Source organism: Pseudomonas sp. LBUM1652 (genome assembly GCF_059716105.1).
In genome coordinates this window covers 5235098-5248403 of record NZ_CP166804.1, presented here as the reverse complement: position 1 = coordinate 5248403, position 13306 = coordinate 5235098, and the positions used below count along the sequence as shown (strand labels likewise).

Here is a 13306-nt window from a genome sequence, read left to right as displayed (position 1 = left end):
GCGGCCTGTCCTGGAATGTGGCCGCTACAAGGGATCGATTTTGCACGAAAAATGCGTGCGATGGCATCATTGTGCCATTACTTTTTGATCAATGGCGCCAATTTCCCGTCCTCGTAATCTGTATCGACGTGTACGGTACAATCCTGAGCCGGATTTTTTCCCTGCCTGCTTCAGGATTCTTGTCATGTCTGTCCCAAGCCCGTCGCTCATCCGCGAAACCTTCCCCGTCGGCCCGCTCCAGTGCAACTGCACCATCATCGGCGACCCGATCACAAAAAAGGCCATCGTCGTCGACCCGGGCGGCAACCCCGATCTGATCATGGCGCGCCTCGACGCGCTGGGCCTCAAGGTCGTCAGCATCATCCACACCCACGCCCATCTCGATCATTTCCTCGCGTCCGGCCAGATGAAAGAAAAAACCGGCGCAACGCTGCATTTGCACAAAGAAGATCAGTTCCTGTGGGACAACCTCGAGATGCAATGCCAGATGTTCGGCGTGCCTTACGTGCCGGTGCCATCGCCCGATCGCTGGTTGAGCGATGATGAAGAACTCGCTTGCGGCTGCGGCGTGGCCCTGCATACGCCGGGTCATACGCCAGGTTCCATGAGCTTTTGGTTTTCCGAGGCTAAGCTGTTGATTGCCGGCGACACGTTGTTTCGTCGCGGGGTAGGGCGCACGGATTTGTGGGGCGGCGATCAGGCGACCATCGTGCGATCGATCAAGCAGCGGCTGTACACCCTGGATGAAGACGCGACGGTAATTGCCGGGCATGGTCCGGACACGCGTCTAGGGGATGAAATGCGCGAGAACCCGTTTGTACGGGCCTAAATATTTTGTCACGAGTGCCCGGTGGAATTTTTGCGCATAGTCACGATCAAACGCCCGCAGAGGTTTATTGCCAAACGGCCGCTGCACCACAGAATGCAGAAACGTAGGAGCTCTTCATGTTCACCAAGCGTCGTTTGATTATTGTCGCTACTGCCGTGGCCTTGCTGTCCGGATGCGCCTCGCCCAACCCGTATGACAATCAGGGTCAGGCCGACGGTGGCTCCCAAGGCATGAGCAAAACTGCCAAATACGGTGGCCTCGGCGCTCTGGCCGGTGCACTGGCCGGCGCTGCTATCGGTCACGATAACCGTGGCAAGGGTGCCTTGATCGGTGCGGCCGTGGTCGGTGCTTCGGCGGCCGGTTACGGTTACTACGCCGACCAGCAGGAGAAAAAACTGCGCGCCAGCATGGCCAACACCGGCGTTGAAGTGCAGCGTCAGGGCGATCAGATCAAGCTGATCATGCCGGGCAATATCACTTTCGCTACCGATTCGGCGAACATCGCGTCGAGCTTCTACCAGCCGCTGAACAACCTGGCCGGCTCGTTGAAAGAATTCAGCCAGAACCAGATCGAAATCGTCGGCTACACCGACAGCACCGGCAGCCGCCAGCACAACATGGACCTGTCCCAGCGCCGTGCGCAGAGCGTGGCGACTTACCTGACCTCGCAAGGTGTCAGTGGCGCCAACCTGTCGGCCCGTGGTGCCGGCCCGGATAACCCGATTGCCAGCAACGGTGACGTCAATGGCCGTGCGCAGAACCGACGCGTCGAGGTCAACCTGAAGGCGATTCCGGGTCAGCAGTATGGTGGTCAGCAGCAGCCGGGTACGGTTCAGCAGTATCCGTAACTGAATGCCTGAATGAAGAAATGCCCGATCCTGGTGATCGGGCATTTTTTTGTTTGGGCAGTGCCGGCCTCTTCGCGGGCAAGCCCGCTCCCACAGGGTTTTATGTTGAACACACATTCTGTGGGCAACATCACTCACTGTGGGAGCGAGCTTGCTCGCGAAGGGACCGGTCAGGCACCGAAGATTCCATGTCACAAAAAAGCCCCCGGACAACCGAATTGTCCGGGGGCTTTTTGTTTTCAGCGAAGACTGATTACTTCTTCAAACCATATTGCTCATCAAGCATGCCCGGCGAGTTCGGCGTCTTCGGAGCGTAGTCGCGCGGTGGCTCTTGATCGCGCGGGGGCGTCAGGCGTTCGCGTGGTGCCACCGCCGCGTCGGCGTGCAGGGCGGCGATCAGGCGCTGGCGGGTCTGCTCGTCCAGGGCCAGACGATTGGCGCCCTCGGCGAGATGATCCTGCACTTCCTGATAGCTCTGGGTCAGCTTCTTGACCAGCATTGCGGTGCTGTTGAAGTGGGTGACCACCTCGTTTTGATAACTGTCGAAACGCTCCTGGATATCATCCAGTTGACGCTGCGTACGGCTCGGCGCGGCGTTCGGCGCAACGCGCGCGATCAGGAATCCAATGGCGACACCCACAACCAGGGCAAGAGTCGGTAACAACCAAACTAAGAGCGAGTGTTCCACGAGTCCTTCCTCTATAAACGGCTTTGCTTTACGTTAACGGCTCGAACCTGCGCTGTATACCGCGATTCACTCGCAATAGATTGGCACAGACAATTTGCTAGACGAGTCGACCCGATTCGAGGTCACGGAGTTCCTTCCTTGCTGATGCGTGAAACCCCTGTAGTGATTGACGGCCCGGTGGGTCAACTTGAGTCTCTGTACCTGGACAACGAGCAGCCGCGCGGCATCGCGCTGATCTGCCATCCGAACCCGGTGCAGGGCGGCACCATGCTCAACAAGGTCGTCTCGACCCTGCAGCGCACCGCGCGCGACGCGGGCCTGATCACCTTGCGTTTTAACTATCGTGGCGTCGGCGCCAGCGAAGGGGCACACGACATGGGCACCGGCGAAGTCGATGACGCTCAAGCCGTTGCTGACTGGCTTCGGGAAAAACACCCGGATCTGCCGCTGACCCTGTTCGGTTTCTCCTTCGGCGGATTTGTTGCAGCAAGTCTCGGCGGCCGTCTTGAAGCCCAGGGTGTGCAGCTCAAGCACCTGTTCATGGTCGCGCCGGCGGTGATGCGTCTGGGCGAACAGGATCAACTGCCGCAACTCGGCGAGTTGACTCTGATCCAGCCGGAAACCGATGAAGTCATCGATCCGCAACTGGTTTACCAATGGTCTGAAAAACTCCAGCGCCCCCATGAGCTGCTGAAAGTGGCAGAATGCGGACACTTTTTTCATGGCAAGTTGACCGATCTCAAGGATCTGATCCTGCCGCGTCTCTCGAATTGATTGCAGTCTGACAAGCGATTACCCATGACGAACCGTACCCGCATCCTTACCGGCATCACCACCACCGGCACGCCGCACCTGGGCAACTACGCCGGCGCCATCCGCCCGGCGATCCTCGCCAGCCGCGACAGCAATGCCGATTCGTTCTACTTCCTGGCTGACTACCACGCCCTGATCAAATGCGATGACCCGCTGCGCATTCAGCGCTCGCGTCTGGAAATCGCCGCGACCTGGCTGGCCGGTGGCCTTGATGTCGACCGCGTGACCTTCTACCGCCAGTCCGATATTCCGGAAATCCCCGAGCTGACCTGGTTGCTGACCTGTGTTGCCGCCAAGGGCCTGCTCAACCGCGCCCACGCTTACAAAGCGTCTGTGGATAAAAACGTCGAGACCGGCGAAGACCCGGATGCCGGCATCACCATGGGCCTCTACAGCTACCCGGTACTGATGGCCGCGGACATCCTGATGTTCAACGCGCACAAGGTGCCGGTGGGGCGTGACCAGATTCAGCACGTGGAAATGGCCCGTGATATCGGCCAGCGCTTCAACCACCTGTTCGGCCAGGGCAAAGAATTCTTCACCATGCCCGAAGCGCTGATCGAAGAAAGCGTGGCGACGTTGCCGGGCCTGGACGGTCGCAAGATGTCGAAGAGCTACGACAACACCATCCCGTTGTTCTCCAGCGCCAAAGAGATGAAGGACGCGATCTCGCGGATCGTCACTGACTCGAAAGCGCCGGGCGAAGCCAAGGATCCGGACAACTCGCACCTGTTCACCCTGTTCCAGGCGTTCTCGACGCCGGCGCAGTCGGACGAATTCCGCAGCGAACTGCTGGGCGGTCTGGGTTGGGGCGAGGCGAAGAACCGTCTGTTCCAGTTGCTCGACAACGAACTCGGCGAGTCTCGCGAGCGTTATCACCAATTGATCGAGCGTCCGGCGGATCTGGAAGACATCCTGCAGATCGGCGCGAAAAAGGCCCGTGCCGTGGCGACGCCGTTCCTCAACGAGTTGCGCGAAGCGGTTGGCCTGCGTTCGTTCGTAAATCAGGTTCAAGTGGCCGCGACCACCAAGAAGAAAGCCGTGAAAGCCGCGCGTTTCGTCAGTTTCCGTGAAGACGACGGCAGTTTCCGCTTCCGTCTGCTGGCGGCTGATGGCGAGCAACTGCTGCTGTCGCGCAACTTCGCTGATGGCAAAGCGGCAGGGCAGGTGACCAAGCAATTGCAATCCGGTCAACCACTGGACGTGCGCAGCGAAGACCTGAGCTTCAGCGTGTGGCTGGAAGGCCAGTGTGTCGGCGACAGCCCGGTGTTCGCCGACAGTGCAGCACGGGACGCGGCCATCGAGGCCCTGCGCATCGCACTGACACCGGTTCAGGAATAATCAGCGGCTCGGCCCGACCAAGGGCTGATTGCCATTCCCACGGGCCGTCGCTACAGTGACGGCCCGTTTTTGTTGCCTTGCTAACGAATTATGACGCCCCTAGAACGATACCAAGCTGATCTGAAACGCCCGGACTTCTTCCATGACGCCGCGCAGGAAACTGCTGTGCGTCATTTGCAGCGCCTGTACGAGGATCTGATCGCCGCCGATCAGAACAAGCCCGGCCTGTTGAGCAAACTGTTTGGCAAAAAGGATCAGACGCCGGTCAAGGGTCTGTATTTCTGGGGCGGCGTGGGTCGCGGCAAGACTTACCTGGTCGACACCTTCTTCGAAGCGCTGCCGTTCAAGGAAAAGACCCGCACGCACTTCCACCGCTTCATGAAGCGTGTGCACGAAGAGATGAAAACCCTCGGCGGCGAGAAAAACCCGCTGACCCTCATCGCCAAGCGTTTTGCGGCGGAATCGCGGGTTATCTGCTTCGATGAGTTCTTCGTTTCCGACATCACCGACGCCATGATTCTCGGCACGCTGATGGAAGAGCTGTTCAAGAACGGCGTGACCCTGGTCGCAACGTCGAACATCGTTCCGGACGGCCTGTACAAGGACGGCCTGCAACGTGCGCGCTTCCTGCCAGCCATCGCGCTGATCAAGCAGAACACCGAGATCGTCAACGTCGACAGCGGCGTTGACTACCGTCTGCGTCACCTCGAACAGGCGGAGTTGTTCCATTATCCGCTCGACGAAGCCGCTCACGAAAGCCTGCGCAAGAGCTTCAAGGCACTGACACCGGAATGCACGGCGGCGGTGGAAAACGATGTGTTGATCATCGAGAACCGTGAAATTCGCGCGCTGCGTACCTGTGACGACGTGGCCTGGTTCGACTTCCGCGAACTGTGCGACGGCCCGCGTAGCCAGAACGACTACATCGAACTGGGCAAGATCTTCCACGCCGTGCTGCTCAGCGGTGTCGAGCAGATGAGCGTCACCACCGACGACATCGCTCGTCGCTTCATCAACATGGTCGACGAGTTCTACGACCGCAACGTGAAGCTGATCATTTCTGCGGAAGTCGAGTTGAAGGATCTGTACACCGGCGGACGTCTGAACTTCGAGTTCCAGCGTACGCTGAGCCGTTTGCTGGAGATGCAATCGCACGAATTCCTGTCCCGGGCGCACAAGCCTTAAACGGATTCGCCAAAAAAAAGGGCCTGCAATTGCAGGCCCTTTTTTGTGCGCTGAAGATCCCTGTGGGAGCGAGCCTGCTCGCGAAAGCGGTGTGTCAGCCAACAGTATTGTTGAATGTAAAACCGAATTCGCGAGCAGGCTCGCTCCCACATTGGATTTGTGTCGTTACGAGAATCTATGCCGCCTGCTGAAACTGCTGCCGATACTGGTTCGGTGACAATTCGGTGTGCTGGCGGAACAGTCGCGCAAAGAAACTCGCATCGTCGTATCCGACTTCATAGCTGATGGTCTTGATGCTCTTGCGACTGCCCGACAGCAAGCCCTTGGCCGTCTCGATGCGCAGCCGTTGCAGGTAATGCAGCGGTTTGTCGCCCGTGGCGGTCTGGAAGCGGCGCATGAAATTGCGAATGCTCATGCCGTGTTCGCGGGCGACGTCTTCGAAACGGAACTTGTCGGCAAAATGCTCTTCGAGCCAGTGCTGGATCTGCAGGATGATCACGTCCTGATGCAGCTTCTGTCCGCCAAAACCGATGCGCCCCGGCGAATAACTGCGCTGCACTTCGTAGAGGATGTCGCGCGCCACGGCCTGTGCGACGTTGGCCCCGCAGAAGCGCTCTATCAAGTAGATGTAGAGGTCGCAGGCCGATGTGGTGCCGCCGGCGCAGTAGAGGTTGTCGGCGTCGGTCAGGTGTTTGTCCTGATTGAGGAACACTCGTGGGAAACGCTCGGCAAACGCATTGAAGAAGCGCCAGTAGGTGGTCGCTTCCTTGCCGTTGAGCAGGCCGGCCTCGGCCAGCCAGAACACTCCGGTGGCTTCGCCGCACAATACCGCGCCGCGAGCATGTTGCTCGCGCAGCCACGGCAGGACCTGTGGGTAACGGCTGCAGAGCGTATCGAAATCGTCCCAGAACGCCGGAAGGATGATGACGTCGGCATTTTCCAGGCCGCCGTCGACCGGCATGACCACGTCGCTGAAACTGTTCACCGGTTTGCCGTCGGGGCTAACCAGGCGTGTTTCGAACGCCGGAGTCAGGCCGTGGCCCAGTTGTTTACCGTAACGCAGGCTGGCCAGATGGAAAAAATCCTTGGCCTGCATGAGAGTGGATGCGAAAACCCGGTCGATCGCCAGGATGCTGACGCGCCGCAAGGGCGTGGAGACTTGCTTAGACATAATTCAACTTTTGTTTTGTTTTTATAAGGGAAAGTGGTCACCAGACGGCTGGATCGTCTTATTTTTTGTCGGATGTGTCCAGTGTCCTGTATCGGAGGGGAGGCATAGTCTCTGAAGGTCATATCCCTCCAACAAGAAAGAAAGGTGCCGCATGATCCCTAGAACTTTGTTCAGCCCCGAGCACGAACTGTTCCGCGACAGCGTACGAACCTTCCTCGAAAAAGAGGCGGTGCCGTTTCATGCGCAATGGGAGAAACAAGGCTATATCGACCGCAAACTGTGGAACAAGGCAGGGGAGGCAGGGATGCTGTGCTCGCATCTGCCGGAAGAATACGGCGGGTTGGGGGCGGACTTTCTTTACAGCACCGTAGTGATCGAGGAGGTCGGTCGACTAGGCCTGACCGGTATCGGTTTCTCGCTGCATTCGGACATCGTGGCGCCTTACATCCTGCATTACGGCAGCGAAGCGCTGAAGCACAAATACCTGCCGAAACTGGTCTCGGGCGAGATGGTCACGGCGATTGCCATGACCGAGCCGGGCGCCGGTTCCGACCTGCAAGGCGTCAAGACTACTGCTGTGCTGGACGGCGATGAGTACGTGATCAACGGCTCGAAAACCTTCATCACCAACGGCTTTCTGGCTGATTTGGTGATCGTCGTCGCCAAGACTGATCCGAAGGCTGGAGCGAAGGGCACCAGTCTGTTTCTGGTGGAAGCAAACACGCCGGGTTTCGACAAGGGCAAACGCCTGGAGAAGGTCGGAATGAAGGCCCAGGACACGTCGGAATTGTTCTTTCAGGACGTACGCGTGCCGAAAGAAAACCTGTTGGGTCAGGCCGGGGCGGGGTTTGCCTATTTGATGCAGGAACTGCCGCAGGAGCGTCTGACCGTGGCGATTGGTGGACTGGCCTCGGCGGAAGCTGCGCTGCAATGGACACTCGATTACACCCGCGATCGCAAGGCGTTCGGCAAGGCGATTGCCGACTTCCAGAACACCCGCTTCAAACTGGCGGAGATGGCCACCGAGATTCAGATCGGTCGGGTGTTCGTCGACCGATGCCTGGAGTTGCATCTGCAAGGCAAGCTCGACGTGCCGACGGCGGCGATGGCCAAGTATTGGGGCACGGACCTGCAGTGCAAGGTGCTCGACGAGTGCGTGCAGTTGCATGGTGGCTACGGTTTCATGTGGGAATATCCGGTGGCCCGGGCGTGGGCGGATGCGCGGGTGCAGCGAATTTATGCCGGGACCAACGAAATCATGAAGGAAATCATTGCGCGGTCGCTTTGATGAGCGTTCCCAAGCTCTGCGTGGGAATGCCGCCGGGGACGCTCCGCGTTCCGCTTTGAGCGCGACACGGAGCGTCAGGAATGCATTCCCACACGCTGGGTGGGAATGATCACTCTTTTTTACTTATGGCGCAGGATTTGGATGATCCTTGTGAATCGCATCGATCCCTGCCAGCACTTCATCGGAAAGTTTCAGATCGAAACTGGCAATGTTGCTGTCCAGTTGCTCAAGAGTGGTTGCACCAATGATGTTGCTGGTGACGAACGGTTGCTGGGTCACGAACGCCAGAGCCATTTGCGCCGGATCCAGACCGTGTTCACGGGCCAATGCGACGTAACGGCTGCAGGCAGCTTCCGATTGTGGATTGAAGTAGCGGCTGAAGCGGCTGTAGAGGCTCAGGCGACCTTTTGGCGGGCGGGCGCCACCTTCGTACTTGCCCGACAGGAAGCCGAACGCCAACGGCGAATAGGCGAGCAGGCCGCACTGTTCGCGGATGGCGATTTCGGCCAGGCCGACTTCGAAGCTGCGGTTGAGCAGGTTGTAAGGGTTCTGGATCGACACAGCGCGCGGCCAGCCACGGGCTTCGGCCAGAGCGAGGAAACGCATGGTGCCCCACGGCGTTTCGTTGGACAGACCGACGTGGCGGATCTTGCCGGCCTTCACCTGCTCGTCGAGCGCTTCAAGGGTGTCTTCGAGCGGGGTCAGGTTGGCTTCGATCTTGTGCTTGTAGCCCAGTTGTCCGAAAAAATTGGTGCTGCGCTCAGGCCAGTGCAACTGGTAAAGATCGATGTAATCGGTTTGCAGGCGTTTGAGGCTGGCATCCACCGCTTCAGTTATGTGCTGGCGGTTGTGGCGCAGATTTTTGTCGCGGATGTAGTCGATGGTGTTTCCCGGGCCGGCGATCTTGCTGGCCAGGATCCAGTCGGCACGATCACCCCGACTTTTGAAGTAATTGCCGATGTAGCGCTCGGTGGTGGCGTAGGTTTCGGCTTTCGGCGGCACCGGGTACATCTCGGCGGTGTCGATGAAATTGATCCCGGCCTCTTTGGCCCGTTCAATCTGTGCGAAGGCTTCAGCTTCAGTGTTTTGCTCGCCCCAGGTCATGGTGCCGAGGCAGATTGCACTCACGTTCAGGTCGGTACGGCCTAGCTGGCGATAGTCCATCGGGTGCTCCTTGGGCAAAACAATCATAAAAGCAGGTTGAATTATTTTTCGCAATCTGCATAATTGCCGACCTCTTTCTGCAGTGGAAGTGATGCGCCGCCGCCGAAGAATCTTGCCGTTGAACGGACGCGCCGACCCGAGCCCCCGAAAGCGTCTGTATCCGGCTGCCTTTGACTTGTCAAAGTACGCACTATTCAGTAAGATCCGCCGTCTAATTTACAGGGCGGCCCCTGAGGCTATAAAGAATGAAAACTTTTACTGCTAAACCGGAAACAGTAAAGCGCGACTGGTTTGTCGTCGACGCTGCTGGTCAGACCCTGGGTCGTCTGGCCACCGAAATCGCGAGCCGTCTGCGTGGCAAGCACAAGCCTGAGTACACTCCTCACGTTGACACCGGCGACTACATCGTCGTAATCAACGCCGAGCAGATCCGTGTTACCGGCGCTAAAACCACTGACAAAATGTACTACTCCCACTCCGGTTTCCCGGGCGGTATCAAGTCGATCAACTTTGAAAAGCTGATCGCTAAAGCCCCTGAGCGCGTGATCGAGACCGCGGTTAAAGGCATGCTGCCTAAAAACCCACTGGGTCGCGACATGTACCGTAAGCTGAAAGTCTATGCGGGCGCTGCACACCCACATACTGCTCAGCAGCCCCAAGAACTGAAGTTTTAACGGAATAGTACATTATGTCGGCGACTCAAAATTACGGCACTGGCCGTCGCAAGACCGCAACCGCACGCGTTTTCCTGCGTCCGGGTACTGGTAATATCTCCATCAACAACCGTTCGCTGGAAAACTTCTTCGGCCGCGAAACTGCCCGCATGGTAGTTCGTCAGCCGCTGGAGCTGACTGAGACTGTCGAGAAGTTCGACATCTACGTCACCGTGATCGGCGGTGGTGTAAGTGGTCAAGCTGGCGCAATCCGCCACGGCATCACTCGCGCTCTGATGGACTACGACGAAACCCTGCGTGGCGCTCTGCGCAAAGCTGGCTTCGTTACTCGCGACGCCCGTGAAGTTGAACGTAAGAAAGTTGGTCTGCGTAAAGCGCGTAAGCGTCCGCAGTACTCGAAGCGTTAATTCCGCTTCCACGTTCAAAAAGAACGCCCGATTCCTCACGGAACCGGGCGTTTTTTTATGCCTGCGATTTATCAAAAGAATTGCGCTGCGACAACTTGCCACTTCCGTAGACCCCCTATACTGCAAGGCTTGAGGGTGAGAGCTCCGGGTAATTCCCTTGTCAGAATTGGGGCTTTTCATTACCATCTCGGCAAAATTTTTATAAGTTACATTGATTTATTTAGTAGATGCCTGATTTAACAGGCCACAAAGCTGATGGGAGAGGACTGAATGAGCAATGACGGCGTGAATGCAGGCCGGCGTCGCTTCTTGGTAGCAGCCACATCCGTGGTGGGTGCTGCAGGAGCGGTGGGGGCTGCGGTCCCGTTCGTGGGGTCATGGTTTCCCAGTGCCAAGGCGAAAGCCGCAGGTGCACCGGTGAAAGTGAATGTCAGCAAAATCGAGCCAGGACAGCAGATGATTGCTGAGTGGCGCGGCCAGCCGGTGTTCATTGTCCGCCGTACTGAGGAAATCCTGGGGAATCTCAAGAAGATCGAGGGCCAGCTCTCTGATCCAACCTCCAAAAACTCCACGCAACCCACCTATGTCGACCCTGAAGTGCGATCGATCAAGCCGGAAATTCTGCTGCTGATCGGGATCTGCACACACTTGGGTTGCTCACCGACCTTCCGTCCCGAAGTGGCACCTGCGGATCTGGGTAAAGACTGGGTAGGCGGTTATTTCTGCCCTTGCCACGGTTCTCACTACGATCTGGCTGGCCGCGTCTACAAGTCGCAACCTGCGCCTTTGAACCTGCCAGTTCCCCCGCATTCCTATGAGACCGATGACCTGATTGTCATTGGCGTCGATACGGAGAAAGCGTGATGAGCAAGTTCATGGATTGGGTTGATGCGCGCTTCCCTGCCACCAAAATGTGGGAAGACCATCTCAGCAAGTATTACGCTCCAAAAAACTTCAACTTCTTCTATTTCTTCGGCTCGCTGGCGCTGCTCGTTCTGGTCAACCAGATCGTCACCGGTGTCTGGCTGACGATGAGTTACACGCCGTCGGCAGAAGAAGCGTTTGCTTCCGTCGAATACATCATGCGTGACGTCGAGTACGGCTCGATCCTGCGCCTGCTTCACTCCACTGGTGCCTCGGCGTTTTTCATCGTGGTCTATCTGCACATGTTCCGTGGCCTGCTCTACGGTTCGTATCAGAAACCGCGTGAACTGGTCTGGGTGTTCGGCATGCTGATCTACCTGGCGCTGATGGCCGAGGCCTTCATGGGTTATCTGCTGCCTTGGGGGCAGATGTCCTACTGGGGTGCGCAGGTGATCATCTCGCTGTTCGGTGCGATTCCGGTCATCGGTAACGACCTGACCCAGTGGATCCGTGGTGACTATCTGATCTCCGGGATCACCCTCAACCGCTTCTTCGCCTTGCACGTGGTGGCCCTGCCAATCGTGATTCTCGGTCTGGTGGTGTTGCACATTCTGGCGCTGCACGAAGTGGGTTCGAACAACCCTGACGGCGTCGACATCAAGAAGCACAAAGACGAAAACGGCATCCCGCTGGATGGCATTGCCTTCCACCCTTACTACACCGTGAAGGATATTGTCGGCGTAGTGGTGTTCCTGTTCATCTTCTGCTTTATCGTGTTCTTCTTCCCGGAAATGGGCGGCTACTTCCTCGAAAAGCCAAACTTTGAACCGGCTAACCCGTTCAAGACGCCAGAGCACATTGCGCCGGTCTGGTACTTCACACCGTTCTACGCGATCCTGCGGGCAATTCCGGACAAGCTCATGGGTGTTATCGCCATGGGCGCGGCCATCGCCGTGCTATTTGTCCTGCCATGGCTCGATCGCAGTCCCGTCAAGTCGATGCGCTATAAAGGCTGGATGAGCAAAATCTGGCTGTTGGTGTTCTGCATTTCGTTCGTGATTCTGGGCATTCTGGGCGTTCTGTCTCCGACACCGGGGCGAACCTTGCTGTCGCAGGTCTGCACCTTCTTGTACTTCGCCTACTTCATTCTGATGCCGTTCTACACCAGGCTCGAGAAGACCAAACCGGTTCCGGAAAGGGTGACTGGCTGATGAAAAAGTTATTTTTTGCTCTGCTTTTTGCTGCTTTGCCTGTCCTGTCTTTCGCCGCTGAATCTGGCGGTCCGGAACTGGAAAAAGTCGACATCGACGTTTCCGACAAGGCTGCCCTGCAGGATGGCGCACGTACCTTTGCCAACTATTGCATGGGGTGCCACAGTGCCAAGTTCCAGCGTTACGAGCGCGTGGCTGATGACCTCGGCGTGCCTCACGAACTGATGCTGGAAAAACTGGTGTTCACTGGGGCCAAGATCGGCGATCACATGAACATCGGCATGCAGCCGGCGGACGCCAAGACCTGGTTCGGTGCTGCGCCACCGGATCTGACTCTGGTGGCTCGCGTGCGTGGCACTGACTGGCTCTACGGTTACCTGAAGTCGTTCTACGAAGATCCTGCACGTCCTTGGGGCGTGAACAACAAGGTCTTCCCGAACGTTGGCATGCCTAACGTGCTGGTCGGCCTGCAGGGTCGTCAGGTCGTGGGTTGCAAACAGGTGCAGATCGTCGAGGACGGCAAGAAGCAATATGATCCGCTGACCGGTACGCCTTTGACCCATGAAGCGTGCGATCAGTTGACCATCGTGCCGAAGTCCGGTGCTCTGAACGAAGAGCAGTTCGATGAGAAGGTCAAGAATCTGGTAACCTTCCTGGCTTACTCGGCTAACCCGGTTAAGCTGCAACATCAGCGCATCGGTACTTACGTTTTGCTGTACTTGGCGTTCTTCTTTGTGTTCGCCTATCTGCTCAAGCGTGAATACTGGAAAGACGTGCACTGATACGCTTCAAAGCATTGCTGTTAATCGCGCGCGTCCAAGGG

General features: G+C 57.6%; 14 protein-coding genes. 11 read left to right on the top strand and 3 right to left on the bottom strand.

The window, feature by feature from the left end; translation table 11 throughout:
* The first annotated feature begins 184 nt into the window (after positions 1–184).
* Both ACA069_RS23635 and ACA069_RS23630 read left to right on the top strand, forming a co-directional pair.
* The gene (locus ACA069_RS23635) at positions 185–829 is read left to right on the top strand and encodes an MBL fold metallo-hydrolase (RefSeq protein ID WP_489878739.1); all 645 of its coding nucleotides are present in this window, start codon (positions 185–187) and stop codon (positions 827–829) included.
* Between the two features lie 116 nt (positions 830–945).
* A complete protein-coding gene (locus tag ACA069_RS23630) occupies positions 946–1677 on the top strand; it encodes a YiaD family glycine zipper/OmpA-like lipoprotein (protein ID WP_150616353.1) in 732 nt (243 codons plus the stop codon).
* Positions 1678–1930: 253 nt separating this feature from the next.
* Here the strand turns inward: ACA069_RS23630 and ACA069_RS23625 are convergent, their stop codons facing one another.
* Positions 1931–2365, bottom strand: a complete 435-nt coding sequence (locus ACA069_RS23625) for a Z-ring associated ZapG family protein (protein WP_187678015.1) — start codon at positions 2363–2365, stop codon at positions 1931–1933.
* Between the two features lie 144 nt (positions 2366–2509).
* Between ACA069_RS23625 and ACA069_RS23620 the strand changes: the two genes are divergently transcribed.
* From ACA069_RS23620 to zapE, 3 genes are all read left to right on the top strand, one after another.
* Positions 2510–3139, top strand: a complete 630-nt coding sequence (locus ACA069_RS23620) for an alpha/beta hydrolase (RefSeq protein WP_497615334.1) — start codon at positions 2510–2512, stop codon at positions 3137–3139.
* Between the two features lie 24 nt (positions 3140–3163).
* Positions 3164–4519 (top strand): tryptophan--tRNA ligase, encoded by a 1356-nt coding sequence (locus ACA069_RS23615; protein WP_497615333.1) that lies wholly within the window; start codon positions 3164–3166, stop codon positions 4517–4519.
* 90 nt (positions 4520–4609) lie between these two features.
* Positions 4610–5704, top strand: a complete 1095-nt coding sequence (gene zapE / locus ACA069_RS23610; RefSeq protein ID WP_187678013.1) for a cell division protein ZapE — start codon at positions 4610–4612, stop codon at positions 5702–5704.
* Positions 5705–5879: 175 nt separating this feature from the next.
* On the opposite strand, the gene ACA069_RS23605 is transcribed toward zapE, so the two are convergent.
* On the bottom strand, positions 5880–6776 hold the full coding sequence (locus ACA069_RS23605) for a GlxA family transcriptional regulator (RefSeq protein ID WP_401271744.1): 897 nt from the start codon (positions 6774–6776) through the stop codon (positions 5880–5882).
* A 250-nt stretch (positions 6777–7026) separates the two neighbouring features.
* Between ACA069_RS23605 and ACA069_RS23600 the strand changes: the two genes are divergently transcribed.
* A complete protein-coding gene (locus ACA069_RS23600; protein ID WP_489878742.1) occupies positions 7027–8163 on the top strand; it encodes an acyl-CoA dehydrogenase family protein in 1137 nt (378 codons plus the stop codon).
* 123 nt (positions 8164–8286) lie between these two features.
* On the opposite strand, the gene ACA069_RS23595 is transcribed toward ACA069_RS23600, so the two are convergent.
* Positions 8287–9327: an NADP(H)-dependent aldo-keto reductase gene (locus tag ACA069_RS23595; RefSeq protein WP_497615332.1), complete on the bottom strand. Its 1041-nt coding sequence runs from the start codon at positions 9325–9327 to the stop codon at positions 8287–8289.
* A 245-nt stretch (positions 9328–9572) separates the two neighbouring features.
* Here ACA069_RS23595 and rplM point away from each other — a divergent pair, with 245 nt between their 5' ends.
* The 5 genes from rplM (at position 9573) to ACA069_RS23570 (ending at position 13265) form a co-directional block, all read left to right on the top strand.
* On the top strand, positions 9573–10001 hold the full coding sequence (gene rplM, locus ACA069_RS23590) for a 50S ribosomal protein L13 (RefSeq protein WP_007917032.1): 429 nt from the start codon (positions 9573–9575) through the stop codon (positions 9999–10001).
* A gap of 14 nt (positions 10002–10015) precedes the next feature.
* Positions 10016–10408, top strand: a complete 393-nt coding sequence (gene rpsI, locus ACA069_RS23585) for a 30S ribosomal protein S9 (protein ID WP_008080273.1) — start codon at positions 10016–10018, stop codon at positions 10406–10408.
* A 270-nt stretch (positions 10409–10678) separates the two neighbouring features.
* Complete coding sequence (gene petA / locus ACA069_RS23580) at positions 10679–11272, top strand: ubiquinol-cytochrome c reductase iron-sulfur subunit (RefSeq protein WP_007917031.1); 594 nt, start codon at positions 10679–10681, stop codon at positions 11270–11272.
* Positions 11272–12483, top strand: a complete 1212-nt coding sequence (locus ACA069_RS23575; protein WP_187678010.1) for a cytochrome b — start codon at positions 11272–11274, stop codon at positions 12481–12483. Before petA ends, ACA069_RS23575 begins: the two co-directional genes overlap by 1 nt.
* Complete coding sequence (locus ACA069_RS23570) at positions 12483–13265, top strand: cytochrome c1 (protein WP_187678009.1); 783 nt, start codon at positions 12483–12485, stop codon at positions 13263–13265. Before ACA069_RS23575 ends, ACA069_RS23570 begins: the two co-directional genes overlap by 1 nt.
* The last annotated feature ends 41 nt before the right edge of the window (positions 13266–13306 follow it).